The organism is Gracilimonas qinghaiensis (assembly GCF_046602855.1).
In the GTDB taxonomy this organism is placed as follows: Bacteria; Bacteroidota; Rhodothermia; order Balneolales; family Balneolaceae; genus Gracilimonas.
The window spans coordinates 1,893,572-1,920,329 of record NZ_JBKINJ010000001.1 but is presented as its reverse complement, the minus strand read 5'-3'; the positions used below and the strand labels follow the sequence as shown (position 1 = coordinate 1,920,329).

General features: G+C 41.1%; 29 protein-coding genes. 9 read left to right on the top strand and 20 right to left on the bottom strand.

Annotated features, from left to right (window positions below; all coding sequences use genetic code 11):
• Positions 1-26: 26 nt before the first annotated feature.
• The 12 genes from ACKGJO_RS08555 to ACKGJO_RS08500 all read right to left on the bottom strand — a co-directional run bounded on the left by ACKGJO_RS08555 (position 27) and on the right by ACKGJO_RS08500 (position 13,125).
• The gene (locus tag ACKGJO_RS08555; protein ID WP_411323001.1) at positions 27-344 is read right to left on the bottom strand and encodes a cytochrome C oxidase subunit IV family protein; all 318 of its coding nucleotides are present in this window, start codon (positions 342-344) and stop codon (positions 27-29) included.
• 26 nt (positions 345-370) lie between these two features.
• Positions 371-1,021 (bottom strand): cytochrome c oxidase subunit 3 family protein, encoded by a 651-nt coding sequence (locus tag ACKGJO_RS08550; protein WP_411323000.1) that lies wholly within the window; start codon positions 1,019-1,021, stop codon positions 371-373.
• A 62-nt stretch (positions 1,022-1,083) separates the two neighbouring features.
• A complete protein-coding gene (gene ctaD / locus ACKGJO_RS08545) occupies positions 1,084-2,790 on the bottom strand; it encodes a cytochrome c oxidase subunit I (protein WP_411322999.1) in 1,707 nt (568 codons plus the stop codon).
• Position 2,791: 1 nt separating this feature from the next.
• Positions 2,792-3,733 (bottom strand): cytochrome c oxidase subunit II, encoded by a 942-nt coding sequence (gene coxB, locus ACKGJO_RS08540; protein WP_411322998.1) that lies wholly within the window; start codon positions 3,731-3,733, stop codon positions 2,792-2,794.
• Between the two features lie 9 nt (positions 3,734-3,742).
• Positions 3,743-4,567, bottom strand: a complete 825-nt coding sequence (locus ACKGJO_RS08535; protein ID WP_411322997.1) for an SCO family protein — start codon at positions 4,565-4,567, stop codon at positions 3,743-3,745.
• A 10-nt stretch (positions 4,568-4,577) separates the two neighbouring features.
• Complete coding sequence (locus ACKGJO_RS08530) at positions 4,578-5,111, bottom strand: hypothetical protein (protein ID WP_411322996.1); 534 nt, start codon at positions 5,109-5,111, stop codon at positions 4,578-4,580.
• A 12-nt stretch (positions 5,112-5,123) separates the two neighbouring features.
• Positions 5,124-6,335, bottom strand: a complete 1,212-nt coding sequence (locus ACKGJO_RS08525) for a hypothetical protein (RefSeq protein ID WP_411322995.1) — start codon at positions 6,333-6,335, stop codon at positions 5,124-5,126.
• Between the two features lie 25 nt (positions 6,336-6,360).
• Positions 6,361-7,395, bottom strand: coding sequence for a c-type cytochrome (locus ACKGJO_RS08520; protein ID WP_411322994.1), 1,035 nt, complete (start codon positions 7,393-7,395; stop codon positions 6,361-6,363).
• The gene (locus ACKGJO_RS08515; RefSeq protein ID WP_411322993.1) at positions 7,388-7,933 is read right to left on the bottom strand and encodes a DUF3341 domain-containing protein; all 546 of its coding nucleotides are present in this window, start codon (positions 7,931-7,933) and stop codon (positions 7,388-7,390) included. The genes ACKGJO_RS08520 and ACKGJO_RS08515 overlap by 8 nt, the downstream gene beginning before the upstream one ends.
• A 4-nt stretch (positions 7,934-7,937) precedes the next feature.
• Entirely contained in the window at positions 7,938-9,365 is a 1,428-nt protein-coding gene (nrfD, locus tag ACKGJO_RS08510; protein ID WP_411322992.1) for an NrfD/PsrC family molybdoenzyme membrane anchor subunit, read from the bottom strand.
• A 27-nt stretch (positions 9,366-9,392) separates the two neighbouring features.
• Positions 9,393-12,515 (bottom strand): TAT-variant-translocated molybdopterin oxidoreductase, encoded by a 3,123-nt coding sequence (locus tag ACKGJO_RS08505; RefSeq protein WP_411322991.1) that lies wholly within the window; start codon positions 12,513-12,515, stop codon positions 9,393-9,395.
• Positions 12,481-13,125 (bottom strand): cytochrome c3 family protein, encoded by a 645-nt coding sequence (locus tag ACKGJO_RS08500; protein ID WP_411322990.1) that lies wholly within the window; start codon positions 13,123-13,125, stop codon positions 12,481-12,483. Before ACKGJO_RS08500 ends, ACKGJO_RS08505 begins: the two co-directional genes overlap by 35 nt.
• Before the next feature lie 284 nt (positions 13,126-13,409).
• Here ACKGJO_RS08500 and ACKGJO_RS08495 point away from each other — a divergent pair, with 284 nt between their 5' ends.
• On the top strand, positions 13,410-13,979 hold the full coding sequence (locus ACKGJO_RS08495; RefSeq protein ID WP_411322989.1) for a DUF420 domain-containing protein: 570 nt from the start codon (positions 13,410-13,412) through the stop codon (positions 13,977-13,979).
• 47 nt (positions 13,980-14,026) lie between these two features.
• Here the strand turns inward: ACKGJO_RS08495 and ACKGJO_RS08490 are convergent, their stop codons facing one another.
• Both ACKGJO_RS08490 and ACKGJO_RS08485 read right to left on the bottom strand, forming a co-directional pair.
• Positions 14,027-14,815, bottom strand: a complete 789-nt coding sequence (locus tag ACKGJO_RS08490) for a sulfite exporter TauE/SafE family protein (RefSeq protein ID WP_411322988.1) — start codon at positions 14,813-14,815, stop codon at positions 14,027-14,029.
• Between the two features lie 159 nt (positions 14,816-14,974).
• On the bottom strand, positions 14,975-16,222 hold the full coding sequence (locus ACKGJO_RS08485) for an Nramp family divalent metal transporter (RefSeq protein ID WP_411322987.1): 1,248 nt from the start codon (positions 16,220-16,222) through the stop codon (positions 14,975-14,977).
• Positions 16,223-16,489: 267 nt separating this feature from the next.
• Here ACKGJO_RS08485 and hemN point away from each other — a divergent pair, with 267 nt between their 5' ends.
• The 7 genes from hemN to ACKGJO_RS08450 all read left to right on the top strand — a co-directional run bounded on the left by hemN (position 16,490) and on the right by ACKGJO_RS08450 (position 23,283).
• The gene (gene hemN, locus ACKGJO_RS08480) at positions 16,490-17,842 is read left to right on the top strand and encodes an oxygen-independent coproporphyrinogen III oxidase (protein WP_411322986.1); all 1,353 of its coding nucleotides are present in this window, start codon (positions 16,490-16,492) and stop codon (positions 17,840-17,842) included.
• A gap of 88 nt (positions 17,843-17,930) precedes the next feature.
• Positions 17,931-18,383 carry an RrF2 family transcriptional regulator gene (locus tag ACKGJO_RS08475; RefSeq protein WP_411322985.1) on the top strand — a complete coding sequence of 151 codons (453 nt, stop codon included), beginning with the start codon at positions 17,931-17,933 and terminating at the stop codon, positions 18,381-18,383.
• A gap of 61 nt (positions 18,384-18,444) precedes the next feature.
• Positions 18,445-19,137, top strand: a complete 693-nt coding sequence (gene ric, locus ACKGJO_RS08470; RefSeq protein ID WP_411322984.1) for an iron-sulfur cluster repair di-iron protein — start codon at positions 18,445-18,447, stop codon at positions 19,135-19,137.
• A 168-nt stretch (positions 19,138-19,305) separates the two neighbouring features.
• Positions 19,306-21,123: a hypothetical protein gene (locus ACKGJO_RS08465; protein WP_411322983.1), complete on the top strand. Its 1,818-nt coding sequence runs from the start codon at positions 19,306-19,308 to the stop codon at positions 21,121-21,123.
• A 68-nt stretch (positions 21,124-21,191) separates the two neighbouring features.
• A complete protein-coding gene (locus tag ACKGJO_RS08460) occupies positions 21,192-22,412 on the top strand; it encodes a hypothetical protein (RefSeq protein ID WP_411322982.1) in 1,221 nt (406 codons plus the stop codon).
• Between the two features lie 24 nt (positions 22,413-22,436).
• Positions 22,437-22,874, top strand: a complete 438-nt coding sequence (locus tag ACKGJO_RS08455) for a hypothetical protein (RefSeq protein WP_411322981.1) — start codon at positions 22,437-22,439, stop codon at positions 22,872-22,874.
• A gap of 79 nt (positions 22,875-22,953) precedes the next feature.
• Positions 22,954-23,283 carry a hypothetical protein gene (locus ACKGJO_RS08450; protein ID WP_411322980.1) on the top strand — a complete coding sequence of 110 codons (330 nt, stop codon included), beginning with the start codon at positions 22,954-22,956 and terminating at the stop codon, positions 23,281-23,283.
• A 58-nt stretch (positions 23,284-23,341) separates the two neighbouring features.
• On the opposite strand, the gene ACKGJO_RS08445 is transcribed toward ACKGJO_RS08450, so the two are convergent.
• The 6 genes from ACKGJO_RS08445 to ACKGJO_RS08420 all read right to left on the bottom strand — a co-directional run bounded on the left by ACKGJO_RS08445 (position 23,342) and on the right by ACKGJO_RS08420 (position 26,040).
• Positions 23,342-23,728, bottom strand: a complete 387-nt coding sequence (locus ACKGJO_RS08445) for a DUF302 domain-containing protein (RefSeq protein WP_411322979.1) — start codon at positions 23,726-23,728, stop codon at positions 23,342-23,344.
• 42 nt (positions 23,729-23,770) lie between these two features.
• Positions 23,771-24,250, bottom strand: coding sequence for a Dps family protein (locus ACKGJO_RS08440; RefSeq protein WP_411322978.1), 480 nt, complete (start codon positions 24,248-24,250; stop codon positions 23,771-23,773).
• A 13-nt stretch (positions 24,251-24,263) separates the two neighbouring features.
• Entirely contained in the window at positions 24,264-24,716 is a 453-nt protein-coding gene (locus ACKGJO_RS08435) for an OsmC family protein (protein ID WP_411322977.1), read from the bottom strand.
• Entirely contained in the window at positions 24,713-25,039 is a 327-nt protein-coding gene (gene trxA / locus ACKGJO_RS08430; RefSeq protein WP_411322976.1) for a thioredoxin, read from the bottom strand. Before trxA ends, ACKGJO_RS08435 begins: the two co-directional genes overlap by 4 nt.
• 5 nt (positions 25,040-25,044) lie before the next feature.
• Complete coding sequence (locus ACKGJO_RS08425) at positions 25,045-25,296, bottom strand: hypothetical protein (protein WP_411322975.1); 252 nt, start codon at positions 25,294-25,296, stop codon at positions 25,045-25,047.
• A gap of 138 nt (positions 25,297-25,434) precedes the next feature.
• The gene (locus ACKGJO_RS08420) at positions 25,435-26,040 is read right to left on the bottom strand and encodes a Crp/Fnr family transcriptional regulator (RefSeq protein WP_411322974.1); all 606 of its coding nucleotides are present in this window, start codon (positions 26,038-26,040) and stop codon (positions 25,435-25,437) included.
• Between the two features lie 211 nt (positions 26,041-26,251).
• Here ACKGJO_RS08420 and ACKGJO_RS08415 point away from each other — a divergent pair, with 211 nt between their 5' ends.
• Positions 26,252-26,746, top strand: a complete 495-nt coding sequence (locus ACKGJO_RS08415; protein ID WP_411322973.1) for a c-type cytochrome — start codon at positions 26,252-26,254, stop codon at positions 26,744-26,746.
• Positions 26,747-26,758 lie beyond the last annotated feature (12 nt).

Here is a 26,758-nt window from a genome sequence, read left to right as displayed (position 1 = left end):
GGCTTTAAAATAGTGATTATTCCTATCTAGAATGATGGAACCACGTCGGCTCGATATAATGTATCAAGTAATGTAATAGATATCATTAAAAGAAAGAATGCTACAGCCATGAATAATAACAAAGCGTGAAATTTCGTATCCCAGTAGAGATTCATGAAGAACGCAGCTACTAAAAATGCTTTCATTAATGCAATTGTGATCGCTGTTATTACATCAAATGGTGATGGTATGACAATAAACTTTGCTAGTACCACAGTTATGATGGTCAGAATTAACAAAGCTGTTCCAACAGCCCAAAGTTGGCCAGCTGATGAGATGTGATGTTCGTGATTATGTTCGCTCATAGTTTTGTTGTGTTAAATAATTTCTATCATTCAATGAGGTATAGGAGCGGAAATAAGAAGATCCAGATGAGGTCGACCAAGTGCCAGTACAAACCTGTGATCTCAACAGGGGTATAATACTCACTGCTGAATTCTCCTTTTTTAGCACGCAGGTAGATCCAATAGATCAATCCGATCCCGATAATTACGTGAAGTGCATGCACTCCGGTCAGCATGTAATAGATACTAAAGAAGATGGCTGCCTGCGGATGATCAATACCCTCATAGGTATAGAACTCGCCCGGAAATATTCCTAATTCAAACTTGTGAGCATATTCAAATCCCTTGATCACCATAAAAACAATTGCCAGTGCAATAGTAATAAGTAGATTGATCCTAAGCCCTTTCATTTGATTTTTTTGAGCAGAACGGATAGCCATGGCTACCGTCAAACTACTACCGATAAGAACCACCGTGTTGACGGCTCCCCAGAACGTGTTTAGTTCTAAAGCCGCCATTTGAAAGAGTTCCGGATACCAGGTTCTGTATACGATATAAGCACAGAACAGTCCGCCAAAGAATAGGATTTCGTTAACAAGAAACACCCACATACCCAATTTTGCGGTATCAAATTGTTGATCAGAATCAACAAAGTGATGTTGCACATGCGTAGGGTGTGAAGTCGAATGATTCGCCATTACTTCCCGAGTTGTGTTTTAATAGTTAGAATTAATTGTTGAATAAAATTATTGCTTATGAATCAGTGCTGGTCGTCATGAGAATTTGCGATCCCAAGCTGGAATTCTTCCATTGGTTTGTGGTAGTCATAAGGACCATTGATCACTACCGGTGTATGATCGAAATTGTGCAGATCAGGGGGTGAAGTTGACTGCCACTCCAAACCACGGCTTCCCCATGGATTAGACCCTGCTCGCTCACCGCTCATCAGAGATTTTGCTAGATAATATGCGATCAGCAGGAACCCGACACCAAGGATGTATGAACCGATGGTTGATGTTTGATGGAAAATCGTAAACTGATCGATGTAGTTGTAATAACGTCTAGGCATACCTTGTGATCCCATAATGAACTGTGGGAGGAAGGTCATATTGAAACCGACGAAGATCAGCGCAGCACCGATCTTAGCCTGAAATTCATTGTACATCTTGCCGGTCATTTTTGGCCACCAATAATGCAAACCTGCAAGTAATGCTATCAATGTTCCACCCATCATCACATAATGAAAGTGGGCCACAACGTAATAGGTATCGTGAAGGTGAATGTCTGCAGAAAGAGCACCTAGCATAATTCCTGTGAAACCGCCAATAGAGAAAAGGAACAGGAAGACGAAAACGTAAACCATTGGAGTCTTCATCTCAATAGAACCTTTGTAGAGCGTTGCCACCCAGTTCAGGATCTTGATGCCTGTTGGGATCCCTACCAGGAAGGTCAGGAATGAAAATACAGTAGTTGCTACAGCAGATTGACCTGAAGTAAACATATGGTGTCCCCAAACCAGAAATCCAATGAATGCAATGGCTAAAGATGACAATGCAATTGCCCAATAACCGAATATATGTTTCTTGGAAAACGTTGTGATTACCTCAGATATAATTCCAAAGCCGGGTACGATCATGATGTATACCGCCGGGTGAGAATAGAACCAGAAAAAATGCTGGAATAATACAGGGTCTCCTCCCATGGAAGGGTCGAATATGCCAATACCCAGGAAACGCTCCATTGTAAGCAGTAGCAGTGTAATGGCCAGAACCGGGGTTGCAAGTACCTGAATGATACTGGTTGCATACAGAGCCCAGATATTTAAGGGCAATTTACCCCACGTGATCCCCGGTGCTCTTAACTTGTGCACGGTTGCAATGAAGTTGGTTCCAGTAAGAATTGAAGAAAAACCTAAAATAAAGACGCCCATTGTTACCCAAATTACACTGGAAGTGGAATCCGTACTATAAGGGGTGTAAAAGGTCCAACCTGTATCTAAACCATTATTGGCTAAGGCGATAAATGTAAAGATTGCACCTATGATGTAGATGTATAAACTTGCAAGGTTCAAACGGGGGAAGGCTACATCCTTTGCGCCAAGCTGCATAGGTAAAACAAAGTTCCCAAGTGCTGCCGGTATCGAAGGCACCAACACAAAGAAGACCATAATGGCACCGTGCAGGGTAAAGAACTGATTGTAAGTATCAGCTTCAATAAAAGTTTGTGCAGGTGTAAGGAGTTCAGTTCTTAGAAGAAGGGCCAGAACACCTCCCAAAAGGAAGAAAAATGTTACTGAACCCAGATACATAAGCCCGATCTTTTTATGATCAACGGTAGTTAACCATGCCCAAAGTCCTCGTTCTTCAGTATAGAAGGTTTTCTTGGGGTTTTCGCTGGGAGTGTAGCGTTTAACCTTAATTGTTTTTTTAGTACCAGTAGATGCTGGTGATACTTCAGCTGTAGCCATGTTAATCTAAAGTTTTTAAGTATTCAATAATATCAGAAATATCGTCATCGCTTAAGCGACCTTCGTAACTAACCATTTGGTTTTGGTATCCTTGTACAATTTTTGCACCCGGATCTAAAATGGATTCACGAATGTAATTTTCATCAGCGGTAAGAGAAGAAGCATTTTCAAAGTTTCTTTCACTACCCCACAATCCCTGGAAGGAAGGGCCTATCTTTTCAGAACCGTCAACAGAGTGACAAGTGATACAACCTTGAAGAGTTAAAAGGCTTTCGCCTCTCTCAACCGGAGTTTCGCCGCCACCTGTGCTTTGTGAAGCCAGCCAATTATCAAAATCATCTTGTGAGTGTACTATCACCTTTGCAAGCATGTCTGAGTGAGAGGTGCCACAATATTCTGTGCAAAATACCTGAGATTCACCGGTTTCTTCAGCCTGAAACCATACATAGGTATATCGGTTAGGCAATACATCCTGTTTAATACGATAATCAGGTACGAAAAAGGAGTGAAGTACATCCTGAGATTTCATTACAAGTTTTACAGGCCGGCCGGCAGGTACGTGTACCTCGTTACCAACCTGAGCTCCATTTTCGTAACTGAATGTCCAGCCCCACTTGTAGGCAGATACCTGGATCTCATAAGCATTGTCAGGAACGGCTTGTAGATTTAGCCATCCGGAATATCCCCATCCAAATACGATAAAGACCAAGATAAGTGGAATTACCGACCAGGTAAGCTCTAAAGTATTATTGTGAGTAATAAGTGGTGTTTCATCGTCATCAGATTTGCGTTTGTACTTGATCGCAAAGTAGATCATTGCAATCGTTACACCGGCAAGAATGATGAAGCTTACAAGGTGGATGAAACCCATCAATGCATCGGTACTTGCCCCGGTTAAAGGAGATTTTAATTCCGGGAGCATGAAGTCGAATAAACTGCCCATTAGTTAAATTCAGATTTTAAGGTTGTTTTTTTTGCGTTTTTCGCGAAGCCAGAGTAGACCTAAGAATATACCGAGAAATATCAGTGTAGCCAAGCCTCCAAGCTTCATAATGTTGAATGCCATTGGTACGTAACTGCCGGAATCCGGATCGTATTGGTAGCAATACATAACTACTTTGTCAATTGTACTGCCAATTCTACCATCTGCAGATTCATACAGTGCATTACGGACGTCAAACTCATCATAGGAGATACCATATAAATACCTGGTGATCTTCCCATTAGGACTCAGTAAAATGATCGCTGCACTATGCGCATACTCACCGGTCTCTTCAATTTCTTTATATCTAAACCCTGCGGCTTCAACTACTTTATCGATTTCAGATTTATTTCCTGTAAGAAAATGCCAGCCACTTTTTGTGGTTGAATCCATCTGAGACAGATAATTTTGTTTAGTTCTTCTGGCCAGTTCTGCGTTTTCCTGAGGATCGATGCTGATAGAAATAACAATAAAGTCTTTACCGGGTTTCCATGCCAGATCTTCGATCACATTAATAGTTCCATCCAGAACCAGGCCGCACAGCATGGGGCATTCGTAGTAAAGAGGATTCAATAAAATCGGTTTACCCTCTACCAAAAGATCACCTATAGTAACACTGTCGCCGTTCGAGGCTGCAAATTTAGCATCTAAGGGGATATAATCGCCCAAATGCTCGTCAATGCTTAAATTTTGCAGCGCATCCGGTTCTTCACGATTTAGCTGCGCAAAAGCAGATAGTGAATTCAGAAACACTGCTAACAATATTAGAATTGCCGGCAGTGTAATACGTCTCATAGGTGAATTTTTAATCTATAGCAATTTTATTAATTGCACTGTCAATAGGAATTCGATAAATGCCGTCTTCAAGGTCGACGACTCCAAAACTGTTTAACTCTTGCTCTTGTTCCGCCCATAATTCACTGAAATCAGAATAAGTAACCCTTAATGAGGCCTCTTTTTGTGCCTCAAAAAGGCTGTATTGTGAAAAGAAGACGATTGCCACTACAAATATGACCACTAATGAAGTCCCCACTGTAGACCAAAAAATAAGTTTTCCGTAATTAAGATTATCACTCATTACTCCATGAGAGACACCGGAAGCTAATTCCTCATCTTCTGTAGATATATCTACATCTTCAACTGAACCTTCGTCAGAATCAGATTGTGATCCAGTTTGGGAGAGCCCTATGCCTTTATCGCTGTATTTTGAGGTCCATTTAATAACCTCTTCCTCAGATACTTCATATTTAGCTGCGATCTTTTGAATGACCTTTTGGCTTTCAGATGCAGCTTCCTGAGCAACTTTTGATTTAAATTCTGAACTTTGCTTATCTGACATCGTTAAAAATGATTATTGGTGATAGGATTTTGAGAGGCAGTCTTCAAGTTTGGGATCATTCTTCGGGATCATGTCGTTTTGCTTGAACTTATAGAAAAATAGACCAAAGAAAATTCCACCAAGACCAATAAAAGCTGTCACATCCATCCAGCTGAAGCTGAGACCGTGATCGTAAAGTGTTGGCATTGCTATCCAGTAGATCTCAGCAAAATGAACAATCAATACCATAATTGAAACTGCGCCTAAGATGGTCCTGTTCTTTTTTGCTTCTCGGTTTAAAAGTACCAAAAACGGAACGGCAAAGCGAAAGATCAGTGATCCGTAAAGTAAGTATTGCCAACCGCCTTCCATTCTATGATAATACCAGATGGTTTCTTCGGGAAGGTTAGCGTAATAGATCAATAAGAACTGTGAGAACGCGATATAGGCATAGAATACTGTGAATGCAAAGAACCACGCACCAAGATCATAAATGTGTACCTGGCGAATGGTGTTAGTTAGTAATCCTTGTTTGTGAAGGAAGAAAACCAGAAGGATCATTACCGGCCAAAAAGCCTGAAAATTGATAGAAAAAAAGTATACACCGAACATGGTTGAGAACCAATGCGGGTCAAGTGACATTAACCAGTCAAACCCGGCAAAAGCCACGGTAAAAGCAAACAACAATATTCCAGGGGCGCTGATATTCCTTAATAGTGAGGTTAATCCCCAATCATTTGTTTTATCCATTTGCACAGAAACTTTGTGCAGTTTATAACCAAGGAAACCCCAGATAGCAAAATAGATAACTTGACGAATGATAAAGAAGGTAGAGTTCAGGAATGGTGATTTACCGGCTACGATCTTATCGTATTCTTCTGTACCGTATTCTAATAATTCCGGGTGACTCCAATGGTAAAGATTATGAATTCCAAAAAGGATAGGAATAATAAATATGGCCCAGATCCAAATGTTGGCAGTAAAGGTTTCAGAAATTCGTCTGAAAACTACACCCCAGCTTGAATTGGTGATATGGTGCAACATTACCATGATCAAAGCTGAGAGGGCAATGCCTGAGAAGAAAGTGAAACTTACCAGATATGAAAAGAAAAATTGGTCAGCATCAAGGAAATATCCTATCGCAGTGGCAATTAATCCAATAGCACCAATACCCAATAGTGCACCTGGAACTTTGCTTTCGGCTGGAAATTGTAGAGAATCTGTTAAAGTAGGCTTATGACTCATTTTAAAAGTGTGTTAAGCAAAGTTCTTAGTTATCAAGATTTTTTATGTAAAGAACAATGGATTCGATCTCATGATCAGCTAAGTAGCTGTAAGAGGCCATAACTGCTTGTTCGTAGTCAACAGGCTTCTTGGCATCAGGTTCAACAATAGACTCTCGGATGTATTCTTCATCCTTAGTAACAGTGATAGTCTCACCTTCTGAGGTTACCACTTGGCCTTCACTGCCAAAAAGATTGGTCCATGTTGGTCCGATACCAGCTGATCCGTCTTCACTATGGCAGGTACCACAGGCATTCGCTGTGATAACTTCTTGTCCAAGTGAAACTGAAGGTTCAGGAGTTTCTTGTGGTTGACTTGCAGCTGCAATAGAATCCATCCTTGCTTGGTCTTCATTAGCTTTAGCCTGAAGTGCAGCAATATCTATATCAAATTGTTGTAATTCCTGTTCAGATACATTTTGGCTAGCCTGTAAAGCTCTGATATATCCCACAATTGCCCATCTGTCTTTAACAGGTATCTGAGTTGAATAGGATGGCATGGTTCTCACCCCATTATAAATGGCAGAGTACAAAGCACCGTCAGTAAGATCACGTACTCTTTGTTCATGATAAGATGGAGCAGGTACATAACCATATCCTCCTTCCATAATCACACCGTTACCGGCACCGGTTTGTCCATGACATGGGGCACAAAAAATGTTATACCGTTCTTTTCCGCGATAGAGGAATGATCTTGTCAAATCAACAGGTATGTAGTCAATAAACTCACCATTATCATCAACACCTTCATACAGAGCTTTATCAGTTTTGGCTAACCCCCTGGCAACAGTACCTTCAACTGGTTGACGCATGGACCTTCCGTCAGCAAAAAAGTTGTTAACTTCCTGTGCTTCTTTTCTGGGTTGTTGATCCATATTCATATTAGGATGAACAGGTGGTTTTTCACTGAGTTGACCCTGGCAGGCTGATAAAGAGATCCCCAGTGCAAAAATACCGGCTACCTTAAACATTCCTTTTACGTTCATGCCTGTAAATAGTGTATGTGTAGATTTTTTATTCATAGACTTCCTCAATGTGAGTAGCACCGGCTTCCTCAAAAAGTTCTTTTACTTTTTCTGCCTCAAACATATCATCATCCGCTTCAATGCAGGCAAAGAAACCATCGTCAGTTGCTTTTTTAAACCTTTCTGAATTGAAAAGAGGATTATGTAATTTTGGAAGTCCGTTAAGGAAGAACATCCCAAAAACAGCTCCAAAAGCGGATAAGAGCACCGTCAGTTCAAATATAATTGGTACCCAGGCAGGAGCATTAAAAAATGGTTTCCCACTGATATTAAGTGGATAGTCAATCACCGACATGTAATACATCATAGCAACAGCTAAGGTAAAACCAAGAACTCCGTGACCAAGAACGATCCAGCCTAATTTAGATTTTTTAAGATTCATTGCTTTATCCATTCCATGAATAGGAAAAGGGCTAAAAGTATCAAATCTGTTATATCCGGAATTAGCCATCTTTTTGGCTACATCTGTTAGTTCCTTAGGATTCCTAAATTCCGCAAGTATACTATGTAATTTTTGATCTTCTGTAGTACTCATATTCTTAAACCTTCTCAGATTGAGGTTCAGGGACTTCAACTTTAGGGGCAACGTATTCGTTAGTTTCCTCATCATAGTTGTGAGGATCTGCCAATGGCATAACAGCTTTTATCTCTGCAAGTGCGATCATCGGTAAGAAACGCAGGAACAGGAGGAACATAGTAAAGAATAATCCGAATGTTCCAACATAAGTCATTACGTCCCAAATAGTTGGGGAAAAATAATCCCAGCTGGAAGGAAGATAATCTGTTGCCAGTGATGTTACGGTAATTACAAATCGTTCGAACCACATTCCGATATTCACTACAATAGAAATAAAGAAAGTGAAACCTACACTGCGACGTAATTTTTTGGACCAAAAGAATTGAGGGGACAGCACGTTACAGATCATCATAGTCCAGTAAGCCCAAGCGTAGGGTCCGGTGGCACGTAGAAGGAATATAGCTTTTTCATATTCAACGCCGCTATACCAGGCTATAAAGAATTCCATAATGTAGGCAAAACCCACCATAGATCCGGTTACGAGGATCACAATATTCATTTTTTCCATGTGATCATCAGTCATGATGTCTTTCATCCCGTAGATCTTGCGGGCTATGATCATCAATGTAAGTACCATGGCAAAACCGGAGAATACGGCACCGGCCACAAAGTAGGGAGGAAAAATGGTTGTATGCCAACCCGGTATCATAGAAACGGCAAAGTCAAATGATACAATAGTGTGAACTGAAAGTACCAGGGGAGTAGCCAAACCGGCAAGTATCATGTAAGCTTTTTCATAATTCCACCAATGGCGGTTTGATCCGGTCCATCCAAGGGAAAAGATACCATAAGTAACTTTTCTGATCTTGTCAGTGGCGCGGTCTCGGATCGTTGCAAGATCAGGAACCAGCCCTACGTACCAGAAAAGGAAGGATACTGTGAAGTAAGTGGAAACAGCAAAAACATCCCATAAAAGAGGGGAATTGAAATTAGGCCACATTGCCATTTGATTGGGGATCGGAAAAACCCAATAGATGACCCAAATACGACCAACGTGAATGGCCGGAAATACCCCGGCACACATTACAGCAAAGATGGTCATCGCTTCAGCAAAACGGTTAATAGCGGTACGCCAATCCTGACGGAATAAGAATAAGATAGCCGAGATTAATGTTCCGGCATGGCCTATACCTACCCACCATACAAAGTTGATAATGGCCCAACCCCAACCAACAGGATTGTTAAGCCCCCAGATTCCGGTTCCTTCCCATATCAGATAACCAATGGCTACTACCATTACCATTAGAAGTGCGTTGGCTCCGAGCATGGCCAGATACCATAATTTCGGAGTGGGACGTAAATTAATATCAGTAACCAGTCGTGTAAGGCTCGAAAAGTCATGATCGCCTTTTACAAGAGCGGGTTCCGGTACGTATTGGTATTTACTCATGTTTTGGATGTATTCCTGATTAATATCTTAAGCCAAAGCTGGGTTTGGATTCGTAAGTTTAGCCATATAAGAGGTTCTTGGACGTGTATTCAGCTCTTCCAGCATCTGGAAGTTTCTTTCGTTGCGTTTCATTTGAGCAACAACGCTGTTATCGTCGGTCAGATCGCCAAAGTAGATCGCATCGGCAGGACAGGCCTGTTGACATGCAGTCTTGACAGTTCCGTCGGCCGGTTTAGGTGATCCTGTCTCAATCTTAGCGTCGATCTTGGCACGGTTAACACGTTGTACGCAATACGTACATTTTTCCATAACCCCACGGAAACGAACGGTAACTTCCGGATTCATAGCCATCTGAATGATATCCGGATCATCGCCCGTTGTTAAATATTCTTTTGGATAATTGAAGAAATTGAAGCGGCGTACCTTGTAAGGACAGTTATTAGCACAATAACGGGTACCAATACAACGGTTATACGTCATCTGGTTCATTCCATCATCGCTGTGGGTGGTAGCAGCAACCGGACAAACCTGCTCGCAAGGTGCTAATTCACAATGCATACAAGGGACAGGCTGGTGTACCGCCTGGGGTGAATCTGCATCATCGCCCACATAATAACGGTCATTACGGATCCAGTGCATTTCGCGACCCATTTTTACTTCTTTCTTACCGATCACTGGGATGTTGTTCTCACTCTGACAAGCTATCACACATACTCCGCAACCAAAACAGGAGTTCAAATCAATAGCCATTCCCCATTGAGGTTCGTAATCAGGGTAAGTTTGCTCATCAAACAGAGAGATTGGTCCGTCAGTATCTCCATTTTCTCTTGCTTCGGCCATCCCAGGAACAGGATAAGTATGAACTGACTCGAAGGAGGCAAAGTCAGGATTCTCTTTGTATTCGGAGAGGGAAGCCTGTCGGTACATATCACGACCTTCAAGGCTATAATGGTCCTGTACGCAAGCAATTTCGTATGTATCGCCGGTGTTAGATACGCTGGCAGAGGCAAAGAACATATTTTGAGTGCCTCTGATCGGATAAATATCCACACCACCCGCAGTATAATCCATGTAAGAGTTGGCAACTCGGCCAATACTTTCACGTCCATAACCGGCAGTTAGTGTAATAGAGTCATCAGCATGCCCCGGTTGGATCCAGGCTGCAATATTAATAGTCTTGCCGTTTATAGTTATTTCAACTACATCAGTTATATCTTTCCCGGCACTTTGTTCTTTGACGCCTAATTTTTCAGCCGTTGCCGGACTCATTAAAGCCACGTTGTCCCATGTGATCTTGGTCATTGGGTCAGGAAGTTCCTGAAGCCATCCAAGGTTGGCATAACGGCCATCATATAAAGTAGCATCCGGGCGGATAACAACTTCCATTCCGGAAGCGACCGAAATATTGGATGTAGCCTGATTCATTGCAGAGGCAAAGCCGTTGCTTAATCTTACGTTTACAGCTGTGTAATTATCAGAGGTATCAATTCCATCGTGTAGGATATTAGTCCAGCGATTGCTGAAACCTGATCTGTAAAACCCTCTAAAGGTATTTTGAACCAGATCATATCCGGATATCATTTCACCGTTCACGATCGTATTCAAAAATTCAATTTCACTCAGTCCATCGTGCAGAGGCTGAATTTGTGGTTGAATTATGGAACGGGCACCGCCATAAGAATAGCCATCACCCCATGCTTCCAAGAAGTGAGCACGATTTACATGCCATGTGGTCTTTTTGGCTGTCTCGTCTACGTAATCCGATAGATTAACTACGGTTTCAACGTTAGACAGTGCATTTTCAAAATCAAGATCAGCAGGGGCAGTGTAAACCGGGTTCACGCCAACCATTACAACCGTGTCGATATTGCCTGCTTTCATTTCAGCTGCAACATCAGCAAAAGCCTGATTGTTGTTCTGATCGTCGAAATGTGGTACTTCGAGATAGTTTACGGAATTCCCTGCATTTCCAAGAGCCTGATTGATGGCTGCCACTGCAGCATGAACTTCAGGTTTGTACTGAGATCCTACCGAAAGTGCTGAGGCACCTGCGTTTGCTGCTAATTCATCAGCAAGCACTGTGGTCCATTTATGGTCAGAGAACTCATTTGAATAACTGCTAAATGCGTTCAGTCCATTGATACGTGAAGAAAGTGCAGCAGCAAGCGCATACGTAAATGCTTCTATCTCACTCGCTTTAAGCTTTAATCTGTGATCAGCATAAGAACCGGTGAGTGTAAAGGAATCCTCAACAGCGTAGATTCGGTTCATTTCGCCGTTAGTGTCAGTTACCTTGCGTCGGGAAGACACCTGTTTTGCATATTCCACACTATTTGGATGTGTGGATGCCATGAAGTCATCATTTAAAGAAACGATAACATCAGCATTTGTATAATTATAATGTGTTCTTAAACGACGGCCAAAGGCAATTCGATTACCTTCAATTACATTATCTTCACCAAAAGGCTCATAGGTAACCCAGGTTGAGTTAGGGAATTTAGATTGAGCCTGTTCTTTCAGTCCATTAAAGGTAGGAGAGGAATTAGCTTCAGAAATAAAGGCAATTCGCTGACCGGTATTTGAAAAGTGTGATGCTGCGAACTCAGTAAAGTCTGCTTTGGTGGCTTTGTTTCCATTATTCAATGGAGAACGCGATCGGTCAGGGTCATAAAGGCCTAGAATAGCGGCCTGATTAAAAATACTTGTTCCACCCTTACTGGCAGGATGAAGGTCATTTCCTTCTAATTTTGTAGGTCTTCCCTCGTGATTTTCTGCTATCAATCCGACAAGGTTACCTTGAACCGGCATAGCGGTTGCATAATATAAAGGTACGCCGGGTACTACATCTTCCGGTTGCTTTGAATAGGGAAGGATCTTTTGAACCGGCCGTCGGCAGGCCGCTAACCCGGCAAGGGCTACTGAGGCTCCCATAACCCTAAGAAAGCCACGACGTGAAACACCATCGGTTAATTCAGTGGCATTTTCAGGGAACTCGCGCTCAGCAAACTTTTGATATTCCTTATTGTTTGCTAACTCTTTTAAGCTTTTCCAGTATGTGGTTTGTTTAACTTCTTCGCTCATCTGTTGATCTGTAATTTCTGAATCCTTCACATTATTAATAATGGCAACCCTGGCAGTAGGTCGGAGCATGAATATTCTTTTTGTCTACCAGTTCTTTTCCAAGTTCAAGCTGATTTTCAACCTGATAGCCCATGGTGGTTACTTCATCGACAGGGCGGATATATTTCTCAGGCTCCCGGTGGCAGTCGAGGCACCAAGCCATGCTAAGCGGCTCGGTTTGATAAACAACTTCCATTTTATCAATTCTTCCATGGCAGCTTTCACAGCCAACACCAACGTTAACGTGTGCTGAGTGATTGAAATAGGCATAATCAGCCAGGTTGTGAACTCTGACCCATTCTATGGCTTTACCTGATTGCCAGCTTTCCCGAACCAACTCAAGTTTTTCACTGTCTGTTTGAATTTGATTATGACAGTTCATACAGGTTTGAGTAGCCGGAATATTGGCTTGCTTAGAGTCAAATGTGCTGGTATGACAATATTGACAATCAAGTCCAAGCTGATCTACGTGAAGTTGGTGACTGTAGGGAACCGGCTGTTCCGGAGCATAGCCTACATCGGTGTATTCAGGTGAGAAGAAATACCAAACGCCAAAAATGATAGCATTGAGTAAGACAATTAAACCAATTAAGATTTTTCGGGGAACTTGATTTGTCCACTTGGGGAAAATCTGCGCCATAAAGATTGCTTATTTTATGTTTAGGTATAGAGCAGTAATGCTCCCATTAAGAAGCCGCGCAAATCTATCAATTTTTTCGTTCTAAATTGAACAAAAAGAAGTAACAGTCTATTATTTAAAACTGTTCTAAATAGAAATTTGCGAGACTTTCACAGCACATCCGACATGTGAGGCTGAAAATATAGTATACATTTGACAAAAATGCCTCAAAAGGAATTGAAAAACTCTGTATTTAGTTTTGTTTGCCTTAACTTTGTCCTACAACCGAATAGACGTTTATAAGCATGAATGAAAATGTAAAACTTCCTGAATCATCAAAGATCTTGGAACAGGTAAGTGCGAAAAAAGCCCTTTTCTTTATCATTGGATTGAGCATAATTGCGATCCTTTTTCTGTTTTGGCTTATATATTTTAATGAAGGAGCTGAAGCTCCGGTAACCTGGATAGGTAATTTATCAGCCGTTAATGCAGCACTCAATTCTTTGAGCACGGTGTTTCTTTTGTTGGCATTTTGGGAGATCAAAAAACGCGACTTCCAAAAGCATATGAGATTTAATCTCGCAGCTTTTTTTACCTCTGCGTTATTTCTGGTAAGCTATATTGTGTATCATCATTATGTAGGAGATACGAAGTTTCTGGGGGAGGGATTTGTCAGGCCTGTCTATTTCTTCGTATTGATCAGCCATATTATACTTTCTGTGTTTGTGGTTCCCCTGGTACTTGCGAGTTTCTACTTTGCATTTAGCGGGAAATTCAAGATCCATCGAAAAGTATCGCGGTGGACCTTCCCGATCTGGCTCTATGTATCAGTCACAGGCGTAGTTGTTTTCTTTATGTTGAAGATCTGGGGATAAGGAATAAGAAAAATTCAAAAGAGGAATACTAAATATCGGAATAATACTTATGCACTTCCGGGTGTGGTTCCGCCTGCTATTAAGTAGATACCGAGTAGGATAAGAACCAAAGCCAGTGAAATCTGAAGCTTGCTGGCTTTGATACGTTGAGCGATGTACCATCCGGAAATGGTACCTATCAGTAAAGGCACTGTCAGGAAAAAGGCAAGTTGCCAATCCACAGCATCATGTATCATATATCCGAAGGTGGCCATGCCTGATATGAAAATGGATTGAACCTGAGCCAAGGCTACTGATAAAAGCATGGGGACGCCAAGTACTACCATCAGCGGAACTGCAAGTACAGGTCCGCCTACACCCAACAGTCCACCGGGGAGTCCAACAGCTAGCCCAACTCCGGCAAGCCAGGATAAACCTCTGAGAGTATCGATCTGTAGTCGACTGTCAGGTTTAAGTTGTTTCTTTTGACGATAAAGGATCAGTATGCCCGTGAAAAGAACGAATAAGCCCAGAAGTATAGCAAAGGTTGAAGCATTTAATAATGTGTTGATCTGTGCTCCGGCAAATGCACCAATTACAGATGCCAGACTCAATACACCTGCAGCCTTACCGGCCACTATCCCTTTTAGTTCACCTGACTTTAAGTACCCAAGACTCCCTACAATACCTGTTGCAATGAAGGTTGCACTGGCCGTACCGGCCACTGTGCTTGGGTCAAGAGGGAGAAGGGCAAAAAGTGCTATGGTAACAAAAATACCTCCGGGGCCAATAGTGGTTATGCAAATTCCCCCCACCAAAGCAATGATGAGTAATAAGATCATGATCTCAGTACTCATGGCAGTCATCGCGGAAAACAAGAGACTGATAAACAGGATCATGAAGAAGGTTTTTAAAATTATGTATAAATGGTTTTCAAGGCTAAGACCACTAATGTACAAATCGTGATCATAAGCTATGAAGCAGATTATTAGAATTGCCGGTCATGAGGTGGCTGCTTATAGAAACATTCCGCCGAAAATAGCTGACATTACACCCTGAGCAGAATTTATAGCAATGTAGGTTGAAAATAATACCAACATGAAATTAGCGATGTTCAATTTCCACGAATTCGTATTTACACCCATTAGTTTTTTGTCGTTCATAGCCCAGAATAAAAGGGCAGCCGTTATGGGTAACCCAAATACACCATTATAGGCAGGGAACAGGGTGATCATTTCAACAACACTTAATCCGGTTATTTTTGCAACCAGCGGAGAGAACATTCCGATGAGGATTCCGCCTGCAAAAATCATCTTGAATTTACTGCTGGTTCCTTCTTCATGATCGATATCTAAAGCCTCGAGTACCATGTAGGGTACTGTCCACATTATGGGTACAATACTGTTAAAGGCAGCTGCGATCACACCGACCAAAAATACGATCATAGCCCAGCGTCCCAAAATGATCTCTAGGGCCTCTCCCGGAGCTACAAATGATGATAATTCAGTATAACCTGCCGGCCTGAGTACTGCTGCCGATACAATAATGATAGCCACTGTGATCAAACCTCCTACGGTGTATCCCATGGTGAGATCGGTGCGCATACTTTTTACGTGTTTGTCACTGTTCCATCCTTTTCGTTTCACCAGAATTGATTCCAGGAAAAAGTTTGGCCATAGTGCTGTCGTACCAAGGATAGCCGCACCCAGCATCATTGCGCCTGTATCGGGGATAGAAGGGATAAATCCTTTTGCAACTTCAACCATATCAGGACCGCTTGCTCCTGCTACAACTAAATACAGGATAAGTAGTAGAAACATCATGCCGGTCATTACTTTTTCCACGTAACCATAATGCAAGGTGCCTACAATGATTGCTACAATTCCGGTAACAACTGCAAGAGGTTGCCATGTAATTGCACCGCCTGTTAATACTTCAAAACTCATTCCCACAGCGGCCGTCAGTGCGAGTGTCCATGCAATACAACCCAGCGAAAGAAATAAGGCCAGGATCAACGCACCGTTTTTTCCCAGCTTTTTACGTATAAAGGTCATTAGTGTGTCACCGTATATTCCAAGCCGGGCACTCATATCCTGAGCCATAAAACCCAGCATTACAGCACCTATTACTGCCCAGATCAAGACGTAACCGTATTCTACACCGGCCTGACTTGCGATGAAAATTGAGCCACTGCCAAAGTAGCTGGCAACCATAATGAATGAAAGTCCATATTTATCAAAGAAGTTTGCAAAAAATTCTTTCATGTATCAGTTTCTAAGTTTAGTGTTGTAGTATTTACTTTTAGATAGCTTTTAAGAATAGACAGGCAGTATTAATAATGTTGAATAGGTAGAAGTTAATATCATACCGTGCAAAGCCGCGTCAATGGTAAGAAATTCACTTGTAAGTTCGAAATGTGGATAATTGATAACTTCATTTAATGAAGAGTTTTACATTTCTCGGTTTAAAGGAATGATTCACTAAATCTTAATAAATCAAGATTATGTTTAGCATTAAAGCTATGAGGAAAGATGGATATTGATCTGATACGAAAATATAACGTACCGGGACCAAGGTATACTTCCTATCCCACAGTTCCGTTTTGGGAAGAGGAGAGCTTTACTGCTGAGAAGTGGAAGTCTACATTACTAAAGTCCTTTGATAAATGGAAAGACGAAGGAATCTCTCTGTATATTCATCTACCTTTCTGCGAAAGCTTGTGTACGTTTTGTGGGTGTCATAAAAAGATCACAAAACGGCATGAAGTTGAGGATCCTTATATAAAGACCGTTCTAAAGGAATGGCGATTATATCTGAAATTGCTGCCGGATCGTCCTGTTATCAAAGAGATCCATCTGGGAGGAGGAACGCCAACCTTTTTCAGTACAGAAAATCTTAAACAGTTAATGGACGGATTATTAGAAGGTGCCGATCTGAAAAAGGATCATGAATTCAGCTTTGAAGGCCATCCTAATAATACCTCGAAAGAACATTTACGAACTTTGTATGATCTGGGATTCAGACGCGTGTCTTACGGTGTTCAGGATTATGATCCTCAGGTTCAGCTGGCAATTAACCGCATACAGCCGTTTGAGAATGTTAAAAAGGTTCATGATTGGTCTAAAGAGGTAGGATACACCTCGATCAATCATGATCTCGTTTTCGGATTGCCTCATCAGACTTTAAAAGGGATAGAAGAGACTATAAACAAGACCAATGAGCTAAGGCCTGATCGCATTGCATTTTACAGTTATGCACATGTACCCTGGATAAAAGGAAACGGTCAGCGCGGTTTCGATGAAAAGGACCTGCCTAAAGATGACGAAAAGCGAGCGCTTTATGAACTGGGCAAACAGATGTTCTATGAAAACGGATACGTTGAGATAGGTATGGACCATTTTGCGTTAAAATCTGACAGCCTATATAAAGCTATGCAGGATGGCAGCCTGCATAGAAATTTCATGGGATATACAGCCGGGGCAACCAAAGTGATGATCGGGCTGGGAATGTCTGCTATCAGTGACAGCTGGTTCAGTTTTGCTCAAAACGAAAAAAAACTGAGTGATTATGAGAAAAGAGTGGAAAGGGGAGAGATCCCTGTATTTCGCGGGCATGTATTAAATGAAAAAGATCTGCAGATCCGTGAACAGATCCTGAATGTGATGTGTAATTTTAAGACCGAGTTTGAGGGCGAACAAAGTCAGTTCGAATTGATCAAACAACGCTTGGTTGAATTGGAGGCAGACGGGTTAGTTACTATTGATGGAAGACATGTTGTTGTAACAGAAAAAGGAATTCCGTTCGTTAGAAACATTTGCATGGCCTTTGACTTAAAAATGGATTTGCAACAGCCAAAAGAACGAATGTTCTCAAAAACGGTTTAAACTTGTAAAATTAGCTGAAATAAAAATGTTACCATGTTATTTTGAGTAATTATACGTATTTTCAGACAAAGTTGTCTTAAATAGACTTATGCTATTATCTAAATCTTGCGTTTATGGTTTGAGAGCCTCCTTGTATCTGTCCTCAAAAAAGGATCAGGAGTTTCACTCATTGAAAGAGATCAGTGATGAGTTAGGGATTTCCTTCCATTTTTTGACTAAGATCCTTCAACAACTTACGGCGGAAGGTTACGTTGAATCTTACAAAGGGCCTAACGGTGGTGTAAGATTATCGACTAAAGGAAAAGAGGCAACATTATATGACCTGGTTGTAGCAATTGATGGCCCCGGACTGTTTACACAGTGTGCTTTGGGGTTGCCCGGTTGTGGGTTGCAAGAGCCTTGTCCTTTGCATGACAGCTGGGTGGGAGCCAGAGGCAGAATCGAAGAAATGCTTAAGAGAATGACACTGAACGAGATTGCAGAAGAAGGAAAAGAAAAGCACTTTAGATTAACTGCTGAGGGAGAATTTTCCTGGCAGTGAGAAACTAAGAAATAAAAAATTTAAATCTAATTAAGATAAAATACTCTTAAAACTAATAATTATGAAAAAATTATCACAAAAACCGGTTGGAGAAATTGTAGCCGAAGATTACAGAACAGCACAGGTACTTAGGTCTTACGGACTTGACTTTTGCTGTGGGGGAGGAAGAACGCTGGAGAAGGCCTGTACTTCTAAGAAGGTCGAAATCGATACTGTTATAGGTGAATTGGAATCACTGAAGAAAGCAGATGGATCAGAGCATAACTACAATGATTGGTCACTTGATTTTCTGGCTGATTATATTGTAAACAATCATCACAGCTTCGTACGTAAAATGTTACCTGAACTTGCATTCTATGCAGAAAAAGTATCACGGGTTCACGGAGATAGAGATCCGGAACTTAAAGAAATACGGGAGTTGGTCTATGTATTGCAAGCTGAAATGATGGCTCATTTGAAAAAAGAGGAAGAAGATCTTTTCCCGCAGATCAGGCAGTTGGTTCGCGATAATAAAACGGGTTCCGTTAAAGAAGCCATTGTTGATGCGCTTGAAGATGAGCACGACAGTGCCGGTGAGATCATGGCTAACATTGAAGCATTAACTAATGGATTTACTCCGCCATCACACGCCTGTTCATCCTATAAAGTATTATTCCAAAACCTGCAGGGATTTCAGGAAGATCTTCATAAGCATGTGCATTTAGAGAATAATATACTCTTTCCCAAAGCACTCAAGCTTGAGAAAACCTTTTAGTAAGCAGTCAGTTTAGTAAGCAGTCAGTTGAATTCGGTCACTTATACTATGTTTTGGAGTTAATGGCCGGTTTCATCTATTTGCTTTACTTCATCATTCCTTCACATCTAAAGTATATAATAGATTGGGTTATGGCGTTTCATAATCCGTAATTATACCTATGATTTTATGCAAAAAGCACTTCACACATTTTCAATTCCTGTAATGGGAACCGGACATTCAATTGATTCACCAATACGTGTTGCACCTTATGGTATCAATTCGGTCATTTCAATTGTAGATGATCTCCTGGTTGAACGTATCCGGAAACATTACTCAAAAATATTTGACCTGCCATACACAAATATTCCGCGTACTGCAGTGGATGGAAGAGCCATGCGAATCACAGCTTATCTCGATTTGGTCCAGGACCTCGTGCAAAAAAAGTTTAGTGAGATCAAGAATCAGCCCTTTTTTGAAGACAATGAGAAGGCTAAGTATTTTGAAATGCTTCCAACTTCCTCAGAACTTCGAAACATGTATTTAAAGCTGGTCGGTTCCCCCAATTCAGGAGATACTGACGAGCTATCCCAAAAGTTAACTGAAAGCATGAAAGCCGGTTCCATAGATGTGAACATTATGGCCAAGGTGGATGGATTCAGTTACACGAATAACGGTCAACCTATGACCTCAGAATTTAGTGATGGCAATGCTGCTTTACGGGGTTTCGCAAACAGTAAGGTATCATCAAGTTTGATCCTTTCGGCGGGATTTAATCCAAGATTATATAATTACCTGGCCGAATTTGAAGATTTTTACCGGGATATGAAAGGTAACATCAAGAAAAAGATCATACTAAAGGTCAGTGACTTTAGATCCGCGTTGATTCAGGGAAAATACCTGGCGAAAAAAGGACTCGAAGTATTTGAATACCGCATAGAATCTGGTCTTAATTGTGGAGGTCATGCCTTCGCTTCAGACGGATATCTGCTTCCGGCACTACTAAAGGAGTTCAAAGAAAAAAGGGAAATGCTGAGCTCGGCTATCGAACCCCTTATAAAAAGTTATTATGAAGATAATCGTGAAGGAGGTTTTGCAGCGGATTGGGAATTAAGTGACCCGCGTTTAACCGTACAGGGAGGAATAGGAAATAATGGTGAAGCCAAAAGATTGCTGCAAGATTTTGAAATGGATGCCACAGGATGGGGTAGCCCGTTTTTGATGGTTCCGGAGGCTACAACAGTTGATGAACCAACCATGACATTGCTTCAAAATGCTAAAGAAGAAGACCTTTACCTAAGTGGAGTATCACCCCTTGGTGTTCCATTCAATAATGTAAAGAACACCGGTTCCGAAAAATGGCATAAAGAACGCATTAAAAAAGGCAAACCGGGTTCACCGTGCCCTAAAGGTTTTCTGGAATCCAATACAGAGTTCACCGAGAATCCGATCTGTACGGCCTCTACTCATTATCAGTTGCTTAAGATCAATCAGATCAATGAAAGTGATGTAACGAAAGATGAAAAGGAAAAAGCTTTAAGCAAAGTTCTTGAAAAAGCTTGCCTATGTGAACATCTTGGAAATGGAGCGTTGATCACCCTGGGAATATTGAAAGAAAACAGGGCGCCTCAAGCCATTTGTCCGGGGCCAAATATTGCCTGGTTTGACCGGCAGTATTCCCTGAAAGAAATGACGGATCATATCTACGGCAGATCAAATGTAGTGCCTGATGAGAGGCCTCACATGTTTGCCAAGGAAATGATTATGTACGTAGATTATCTGGAAGAGCTTATTGAACAAAGCGACGATCCTTCTGCAGATATAAGAAGCCTGACGAAATTTAAGAACAATCTTATAAAGGGAATGGAATATTGCGAAGAGATTGCAACTTCAAAACCATTTGAGACTGAGAACCTCAACTCAATATTGGAAACGGTAGAGGAACAGAGGCATCGTCTGAATTCGATATTTGAAAAATTTGAAGAGAAAGTATTGGTAGCTGAGTGAATCTTCATTCATCCTTAATGTAATAAGGGTAGGTTTTTTGAGGAATTTAAACCATACAATTAACCAAGATGAATTCGCTGGCAAAAGACTCGAAGATCTGGCAGTGGGCAATATTCAGTTTTATTCTTGCCGGCTTTACAGGTTTTATATACAGACTGGGGTTTGTCACCTCCTTGCCATTTGATCTCAATCTTGAAAATGTCAGGCATGCCCATTCTCACCTTATGTTTTTTGGCTGGGCATCTCTGTTGCCGCTTTATCTTATAAAAGTGAAACTGGTTCCGGGATATCATGCCGCCTTAGGTGTCAAATTCATGAAAGGCGCCCTTTGGGGCGTATTGGTTTTCGGAATCTTATCTTATCCATTCTTTTTGATTTGGGGGTATCGTTCTGTTCCTGTCAATGGTTCATTTTTACCCCTTTCGACGATTCTTTCCGGTTTAGTTATGGTAGGGTGGTATGTATTTATGATCGGCTATATAATGACAAGGTTTCGAAAAAAAGATCATACTCCCAACGTTTGGCTTGAGGGTGCTTTGGTTATGCTTTTAATCAGCTCTTTGGGTGCTTGGGGTGTTGGGGCTGTGGAAATGTTCAATTTTGGCGGACCTTTGCTGGGAAAGGCGCTGACTCATTTCTTTTTGGCAACGTTTGTTGAGGGATGGGTGGTATTGGTCCTGCTTGGTTTGATTTCAGAATCATTAGGTATGAAAGAAAACGATTATGTGATATCACCTAATATTCTTGTGGGCCTGATAGCCTGTGGTGCCCCATTGACTTTTCCATACGGAATTTCAGAATCCATGTTAGATCTGAATTTATCAGTTACTGCCAGAATTGGTGGTGTGCTTATTGTAGAAGGAGTTCTTCTGTTCCTTTATTCGATCATTAAAAGAAAAGAAAGTATTAGTAAGATATGGATATGGCCGCTATTGCTACTTGGCTTGAAATCACTCATGCAGATCATTGCTGCCGTTATGCCGGCTGATCTATGGTTATCGGAACATGGTATTCGCATTTTGTATCTACATGTTCTCCTATTAGGCGGTTTTACATTAGGGGTAACAGCCTATATGACGCAGGAAGTAGATCTTAAGCCAAAGTATTTCTACGTGGTTCTCATTTCCGTATTTGTACTATTGATTAGCTTACTATGGATGACGAGCCTGTGGCCACTCTTTTTAAGCGGTGTGTGGATCTACACAGCTATTACCGTTATTGCAATGTTGCCGGTTATTGCTATGTTATGGTATTGGTTAGGGATTCGCAGAGCCATTCAAAAACTGTAGCACTTACTAAAGAATATCATATAAATGCCACTGATAACACGTTTATTTATTAAATCAGGTCTGCTATACTTCCTGATATCCTTAGGTTTCGGGGTTATGATGCAAATTGATTCTTTCCAATTTTCAGGAATGAGCCCCATGTTCTGGCATGCGTTAATGGTAGGATGGATCACACAGATCATCATGGGAGTATCCACCTGGATGTTTCCGGGACGGATCAGGGAAGAAAGTTTTAGAAACCAAAAATGGGAGTGGCTCGCCTTCGCCGGCTTGAATCTTGGCTTGCCAATCAGGTTTTTAGCTGAGCCGTTGGCCTCAGCATTTGAGCCCTCCATCTGGAGTTACCTTCTCATTATTTCTGCATTACTTCAGTTTCTGGGGATCCTGAGTTATGTGATCGGTATCTGGCCGAGAGTTCAATCCAAACAAGAGCGTCGCAGAAAGCGTGCAAAAGACTCATGACAAGATGCCATTTGTAAGCCGCATACTTATAAAATTTTCATTTTTATACCTGCTGTTAGGATTATTGATAGGTGTGTTAATGCTCATTAACAAGGCGATTTTTATATCACCAGTATTTTGGTTTTTGATACCTGCCCATATTGAATTCGTGATCTTCGGATGGATCATACAATTTACCTTAGGTGTGGCTTATTGGATGCTTCCGCGTGTTTTGGAAGACAAGGGAAGAGGTTCAGTGCATGTGGCCGGCTTAATTCCGCTTACGTTAAACCTGGGGATCATTCTTGTGGTGATTTCTGATCTTATATCTTGGGGCAATACTGCTTTAACAGGAAGGTTATTTGAATTGATTGCGGTGCTGGTTTTTGTGAGCCTGCATTGGAAGCGAGTGGTTACCTACAATAAATAAAAAAGCGGACCGACTATATCTCAGTCAGATCCGCTTATGTTGATACCTTTGAGGTCAATCAAAGACGATCAATAGCTTTTTTAAGCATGTCTCGGACGTTAGTGGCAACTTCTGTAAGCTCATCATTTTCAACAGCCTGCATGGATGCTACGGGATCAACAGCAGAGACTTCTACCTTGCCATCCTGATGTTCCTGAACGATCACATTACATGGCAGCATCAGCCCGATATGTCCCTCCGCCTGAAGTGCTTTGTAAGCGTTAGGTGGATTGCAAGCCCCTAAAATTCGGTATTTTCGGAAATCGACATCCAGCTTTTTTTTCAGAGTTTCTTTAATATCGATCTCAGTTAAAACTCCAAACCCTTCCTCCTTAAGTGCAGCGGTTGCTTTATCGATAGCTTCGTCAAAGCCGATATCCAATGTTTTGCTAAAATGGTACGACATAATTTTTCTCCTTATAAGTTGAAATTCTTGTAATGTAAGTGATCAATGCTTGTGAGCGTAAGATGAATACATCCAGACCAGTTTTTCTTGTTCCGTGATATAATCACTCATCATAGCGTTTGTCCCTTCATCGCCTGCGTCATCAGAAAGATCAAGGATCTCGCGCTGTAATGAAATCAACGCTTTAAATGCATCCAGAATTTCATCTACTGCTTTTTCTCCTTTAACCACTTTGTCACTTTCTTTGATCAGCGATTTTGATACGTATTCAGAATATCGATGTTCAGGGGTAAAGCCAAGGGTCAGTATTCTTTCAGCTACATCATCTATCTTGATGAAGAGATCGTTATATAATTCTTCAAATTTTACATGCAGTTCAAAAAAGCTTTTACCTTTAATGTTCCAGTGATATCCTCGCGTATTCTGGTAAAAGACGGTATAACTAGCTAACAATACACCAAGTTTTTCGGATAGTTTTCCTGATTTGTCTTTATCAAGACCAATATTATTTAGATTACTCATGATTTTCTCTCTGTTAATTTAATGCCGCTATGGCAATTGTAGGTTCCAGTTTTACTACAGTTTTAATAGACCGAGTGATCAGGCAGACTTCTTCCGCTTTCTGTAAAATTCTTAAAGCCTTATCTTTTTGGTTCTCATCAGAAATGATAAGTTTCGGACTCAAGGTAATTTCGGTAATTGTGAATTTACCTGTTTCGTTACTCATCACTCCCGTGGCAGGAACACTTAGCTTTTCAAATTTAAGTTTTGAATATTCTGCAATTGCTGTAAATGTAGTCATAAAACAGCTGCTTACAGAAGCCACATAAAGATGCTCAGGACTCCATATTCCTTCAACTCCGCCCGGGAATTCGGGTGGAGTGGCAACTTTAATAATATCGTTGAGCTTGTGGGACGTCATTTCGCCAATACGCCCCTCTTTCCATTCCAGATCTACATCATAAAGGTGTTCTTTCACTTCGCTCATGATTGCTCCAGTTTCTGCTCAATGATCTGTTGAAGTTGTGGCATTCGAACGACACCGGCTTGCTGCCATATCAGTTCTCCGTTTTTGAATAGGATCAGATTTGGTATACCACGAACCTGATACTTTATGGCAACATCAGGATTACGCTCTGTATCAATCTTGATGATGTTCAGTTTATCACCCATGGCACTTTTCAACTGCTGAAGTATGGGGGTCATCATTTTGCAGGGAGCACACCAGTCGGCATAAAAATCTACAAGCACCGGTGTGTCGCCATTGATAATTTCGTTGAATGATTTTGGTTTTGTTTCAGTGCTATCCATGATATTTATTTAACCTCAGTAAAATGAATTTCTGTTTCTTGTTCAGACCTGTTATTTGGGTTTTTATCTTGCGGAACACCACATGCCTGAGAAACCATACAACCTGTATTGGTCACGGCTTGAAAGATAAAAAATCCGCTAAAAAGTCCGGTTACGATATCCTGGTACCATACGGCCATTACAGCCAAGAATATCCCAACGGAGAGGGCTACCCACCGCATAGTATGCCATGTAGAAAAAATGGTTTCTTTATTCATCGATCTCATTGTATTAAATAGTCTTTTTATATGAAGGTTATATTAACCTTTGTTTAATAGAAACTCAGTGACATTTATCACACAGAAGATTCTACATTCAATAACCAACTAGATGAGGTGGATTCTCAAGATAGGGGGTTATGATCGGACTGTCAGAGTAATCCGGTTTCTCCCGAGCTTAACAAGTCCCTCGCTTTCCATTTGTTTTAGCAGTCTTGATATTACCTCCCTAGCAGTACCAAGTTCCTGGCCTAATTGTTCGTGGGTGATCTTAATGTCTGTTGAGCCGGATATTTCTGCTTTCTTTTCCAGAAATTGAAGCAGTCTTTCATCCATTTTTTTGAAAGCAATAGCGTTGACTACATCCAGTAACTCTTCGAAACGTTTATGATAGATCTGAAAAATATAATTAAGCCATTTAGGATCCTTACTCATTAAATCCCGAATTTTGCCAATAGGGATAAAGACAATCTCTGTTTCTTCTTCAGCCACAGCTTTAACCTTACTAGTGTCATTATATAGAGCTGCCAGGAATGACATGACGCAGGTTTCACCGGGTTGTAGATAGTACATCACCATTTCACGGAATTCGTCATCCGATTGCATCACTTTTAAACTTCCTTGCAATACAATTGGAATGGAATGGATCGGAGCGTCTTCACTGACGATCTCATCACCCGCTTTAAATGATTTGGTGATCCCATATTTTTTTAAGGAGGAAGAATCCGGAAGAATTTGGTTCATAGTGGTCTGTGTTTTTTGCTAAACCTACATAAACTTTTGCTATCTATCTCGCCTTAAATGAAGGCTCAATTCATTAACTAGAATCAGTCTAAATACGTGGGGTATGAATAATTATCCCAAAAATTAACATTTGCTTCATATATAAAAGTTAAGTTTGTCTTAAACAATAAAGATAAAAAAGTCTTTTAATTTAAAATCAGGTCAAATCATCATGAAGCTATCACGAATAATGATCGTTGTAAGTTTGTCTCTCGCTTTTATGCTGAGCGGTTGCGGAGGCAACGGAGGCGGCGATAATCAACAACAAACAGAAGCCAAACAAGAAACCGAAAGTGGCCTTTCTGCTTTTGAACAGGAACATGGTATTGGTCCCGTAACGGAGACTATCTCTTTAGGAGATGAAATTGATATGGAAATGGCACAAAAAGGTAAAGAGATCTTTGATCTGAAATGCACTGCCTGCCACAAATTGAACGAGCGCTATATTGGACCTGCTATGAATGGCGTACTTGAACGTCGTTCCCCGACCTATGTAATGAACATGATCTTGAATCCGGATGGCATGGTAAAAAATCATCCGGAAGCCCAAAAAATGCTTCAAGAATATAATATGAGCCCTATGCCAAATCAGGGGCTGACTCAGGAAGAGGCAAGAGCTATTGTTGAGTTCATTGCATCTGATCTTACCTTGAATAACGGATCTTAATAACCAACCCAT

What these genes read in the sequence shown, in the direction of transcription:
- ACKGJO_RS08525 (WP_411322995.1), bottom strand. Translation starts at nt 6,335, where the DNA reads ATGAGTCATAAGCCTACTTTAACAGATTCTCTACAATTTCCAGCCGAA.
- ACKGJO_RS08420 (WP_411322974.1), bottom strand. Translation starts at nt 26,040, where the DNA reads ATGAACCAAATTCTTCCGGATTCTTCCTCCTTAAAAAAATATGGGATC.
- ACKGJO_RS08425 (WP_411322975.1), bottom strand. Translation starts at nt 25,296, where the DNA reads ATGAATAAAGAAACCATTTTTTCTACATGGCATACTATGCGGTGGGTA.
- coxB (WP_411322998.1), bottom strand. Translation starts at nt 3,733, where the DNA reads ATGGGCAGTTTATTCGACTTCATGCTCCCGGAATTAAAATCTCCTTTA.
- ACKGJO_RS08520 (WP_411322994.1), bottom strand. Translation starts at nt 7,395, where the DNA reads ATGAATAAAAAATCTACACATACACTATTTACAGGCATGAACGTAAAA.
- trxA (WP_411322976.1), bottom strand. Translation starts at nt 25,039, where the DNA reads ATGGATAGCACTGAAACAAAACCAAAATCATTCAACGAAATTATCAAT.
- ACKGJO_RS08440 (WP_411322978.1), bottom strand. Translation starts at nt 24,250, where the DNA reads ATGAGTAATCTAAATAATATTGGTCTTGATAAAGACAAATCAGGAAAA.
- ACKGJO_RS08460 (WP_411322982.1), top strand. Translation starts at nt 21,192, where the DNA reads ATGAATTCGCTGGCAAAAGACTCGAAGATCTGGCAGTGGGCAATATTC.
- ACKGJO_RS08505 (WP_411322991.1), bottom strand. Translation starts at nt 12,515, where the DNA reads ATGCTCCGACCTACTGCCAGGGTTGCCATTATTAATAATGTGAAGGAT.
- ACKGJO_RS08550 (WP_411323000.1), bottom strand. Translation starts at nt 1,021, where the DNA reads ATGGCGAATCATTCGACTTCACACCCTACGCATGTGCAACATCACTTT.
- ACKGJO_RS08485 (WP_411322987.1), bottom strand. Translation starts at nt 16,222, where the DNA reads ATGAAAGAATTTTTTGCAAACTTCTTTGATAAATATGGACTTTCATTC.
- ACKGJO_RS08555 (WP_411323001.1), bottom strand. Translation starts at nt 344, where the DNA reads ATGAGCGAACATAATCACGAACATCACATCTCATCAGCTGGCCAACTT.
- ACKGJO_RS08465 (WP_411322983.1), top strand. Translation starts at nt 19,306, where the DNA reads ATGCAAAAAGCACTTCACACATTTTCAATTCCTGTAATGGGAACCGGA.
- ACKGJO_RS08435 (WP_411322977.1), bottom strand. Translation starts at nt 24,716, where the DNA reads ATGAGCGAAGTGAAAGAACACCTTTATGATGTAGATCTGGAATGGAAA.
- hemN (WP_411322986.1), top strand. Translation starts at nt 16,490, where the DNA reads ATGGATATTGATCTGATACGAAAATATAACGTACCGGGACCAAGGTAT.
- ACKGJO_RS08535 (WP_411322997.1), bottom strand. Translation starts at nt 4,567, where the DNA reads ATGAGACGTATTACACTGCCGGCAATTCTAATATTGTTAGCAGTGTTT.
- ACKGJO_RS08495 (WP_411322989.1), top strand. Translation starts at nt 13,410, where the DNA reads ATGAATGAAAATGTAAAACTTCCTGAATCATCAAAGATCTTGGAACAG.
- ACKGJO_RS08500 (WP_411322990.1), bottom strand. Translation starts at nt 13,125, where the DNA reads ATGGCGCAGATTTTCCCCAAGTGGACAAATCAAGTTCCCCGAAAAATC.
- ctaD (WP_411322999.1), bottom strand. Translation starts at nt 2,790, where the DNA reads ATGGCTACAGCTGAAGTATCACCAGCATCTACTGGTACTAAAAAAACA.
- ACKGJO_RS08475 (WP_411322985.1), top strand. Translation starts at nt 17,931, where the DNA reads ATGCTATTATCTAAATCTTGCGTTTATGGTTTGAGAGCCTCCTTGTAT.
- ACKGJO_RS08490 (WP_411322988.1), bottom strand. Translation starts at nt 14,815, where the DNA reads ATGAGTACTGAGATCATGATCTTATTACTCATCATTGCTTTGGTGGGG.
- ric (WP_411322984.1), top strand. Translation starts at nt 18,445, where the DNA reads ATGAAAAAATTATCACAAAAACCGGTTGGAGAAATTGTAGCCGAAGAT.
- ACKGJO_RS08450 (WP_411322980.1), top strand. Translation starts at nt 22,954, where the DNA reads ATGCTCATTAACAAGGCGATTTTTATATCACCAGTATTTTGGTTTTTG.
- nrfD (WP_411322992.1), bottom strand. Translation starts at nt 9,365, where the DNA reads ATGAGTAAATACCAATACGTACCGGAACCCGCTCTTGTAAAAGGCGAT.
- ACKGJO_RS08530 (WP_411322996.1), bottom strand. Translation starts at nt 5,111, where the DNA reads ATGTCAGATAAGCAAAGTTCAGAATTTAAATCAAAAGTTGCTCAGGAA.
- ACKGJO_RS08515 (WP_411322993.1), bottom strand. Translation starts at nt 7,933, where the DNA reads ATGAGTACTACAGAAGATCAAAAATTACATAGTATACTTGCGGAATTT.
- ACKGJO_RS08415 (WP_411322973.1), top strand. Translation starts at nt 26,252, where the DNA reads ATGAAGCTATCACGAATAATGATCGTTGTAAGTTTGTCTCTCGCTTTT.
- ACKGJO_RS08445 (WP_411322979.1), bottom strand. Translation starts at nt 23,728, where the DNA reads ATGTCGTACCATTTTAGCAAAACATTGGATATCGGCTTTGACGAAGCT.
- ACKGJO_RS08455 (WP_411322981.1), top strand. Translation starts at nt 22,437, where the DNA reads ATGCCACTGATAACACGTTTATTTATTAAATCAGGTCTGCTATACTTC.